Origin of the sequence: Streptomyces galbus, from assembly GCF_005280195.1 — a bacterium.
GTDB classification, from domain to species: domain Bacteria; phylum Actinomycetota; class Actinomycetes; order Streptomycetales; family Streptomycetaceae; genus Streptomyces; species Streptomyces galbus.
Genome location: NZ_SZPR01000081.1, coordinates 1 through 1,832, shown reverse-complemented (window position 1 = coordinate 1,832; position 1,832 = coordinate 1). Strand labels below are relative to the sequence as shown.

Below are 1,832 nucleotides of genomic sequence, written 5' to 3'. Positions count from 1 at the left end.
GGGCGGCGGTGTCGTTCCACCGCTCCACCACCCGCACCCGCTCCTCCGCGTCGCACACGTCCACCGTGCTCAACGCCCCGTCGGGATCGGCGAGTACGTGCTCCAGGACCGTCCGGAACGCCCGGACCATCCGCCGGGCCGTCGCCGGCTCGTAGATCTCCGCGCTGTACAGGACCGCTCCCGCGAGGCCGGCCGCCGGGTCGTCCCGCAGCAGGAACTCCCAGTCGTACTTGGCGGTCGGGGTGTCCACCACCCGGGCGTACGTCCGTGCCGTGCCCGGCAGTTCGACGGCGCAGTCCGTGCCGTCCTCCAGCGCCAGGCACACCTGGAACAGCGGGTGCCGCGCGAGCGACCGCACCGGGTTGACCGCTTCCAGCACCCGGTCGAAGGGCGCGTCCTGATGGGCGAAGGCGTCCAGGTCCGTCCCCCGCACCCGGCCGAGCAGCTCACGGAACGACGGGTCGCCCGACGCGTCGACACGCAGCACCAGCGTGTTCACGAAGAAGCCGACCAGGCCGCGCAGTTCCTCCGCCGAGCGGCCGGCCACCGGTGAGCCGACCGGCAGATCCGTGCCGGCCCCCAGCCGGGTGAGCGTCGCGACCAGCGCGGCGTGCAGCACCATGAAGGGCGTGCAGCGCTCCCGCCGCGCCAACTCCCGTACACCGTCCATGAGGTCACGCCCGAACTCGACCGGTACCGCACCGCCGAGGTGGCCCGCCCGGGCCGGGCGCGGCCGGTCGAGCTGGAGCCCCAGTTCCTCCGGCAGTCCGGCCAGGGCCTCCTTCCAGTACGCCAGGTCGTCCTCCAGCGCGCCGGTCTCCGCCAGGGTGTGACGCTGCCAGTGCGCCCAGTCCGCGTACTGCGCCGGCAGCGGACGCCACGCCGGGACCCCGCCCGCGCGACGGGCCCGGTACGCCTCGGTGAGGTCGTCGAAGAGGGGCCGCACGGACTGCCCGTCCGTCACGATGTGGTGCAGGACCAGCGACAGGACGTACCGCTCCCCGGCGGCCAGCTCGAACAGCGTCACCCGCAGCGGCGGCCGGCGGGTCAGCTCGAACACGTGGGCCGCGGCGGCCCGCAGGTCCTCCTCGATCCGCTCCTCGGAGGAGGCGGCCACCTCGAACGCGAGCGCGTCCGGCCCGTCGGCGTCCAGGACCCGCTGCCAGGGCTCCGCGTCCCCCTCCTCCTGGGCGATCACCGTGCGCAGCACCTCGTGGCGCCGCACCACGTCGCGGACGGCGGCGCGCAGCGCCTCCTGGTCCACGGCACCCTCCAGCCGTACGCACAGCGGCACGTTGTACGCGGTGCCCGGACCGTCCACCGACGCCTGGAGCCACAGCCGTCGCTGCGCCCCCGACAGCGGGACCCGCGCCGGCCGGCCGGACCCGGCGGTGAAGACCGGCCCGGGCCGTGCCCCGGCCTCCTGCCCTGCGGTGATGCGGGTGGTGAGGTCGGCGACGGTGGGTGCCTGGAAGACGTCGCGGATGGTGAGACGGCTGCCGAGGGTGTGGTTGGCGCGGTGGGTGAGGCGGGCGGCGAGCAGGGAGTGCCCGCCGAGGTCGAAGAAGTCGTCGTCGAGGGTGACCGGGCGGCCGGTGTTGAGCACCTCGCCGAACAGCTCGCAGAGTGCGGTCTCCTCGGGCGTCCGTGGCGGACGGCCCTGCTCCTTCACCGCGAACCGCGGTGCGGGGAGCGCCCGGTGGTCGAGTTTGCCGTTCGGGGTGAACGGCAGCCGGTCCACGACCATGACCGCTGCCGGGACCATGTGGTCGGGCATCCGCTCGCGCAGCCACCGCTTGACGTCCGAGGCGTCGAGGTCGGTTCCGGGTGGG

General features: G+C 74.5%; 1 protein-coding gene. It reads right to left on the bottom strand.

What is annotated here, in order from left to right; all coding sequences use genetic code 11:
• Positions 1-1,832: condensation domain-containing protein (locus tag E4U92_RS35635; protein WP_241681812.1), on the bottom strand; the 1,832-nt coding region annotated here is incomplete at both ends.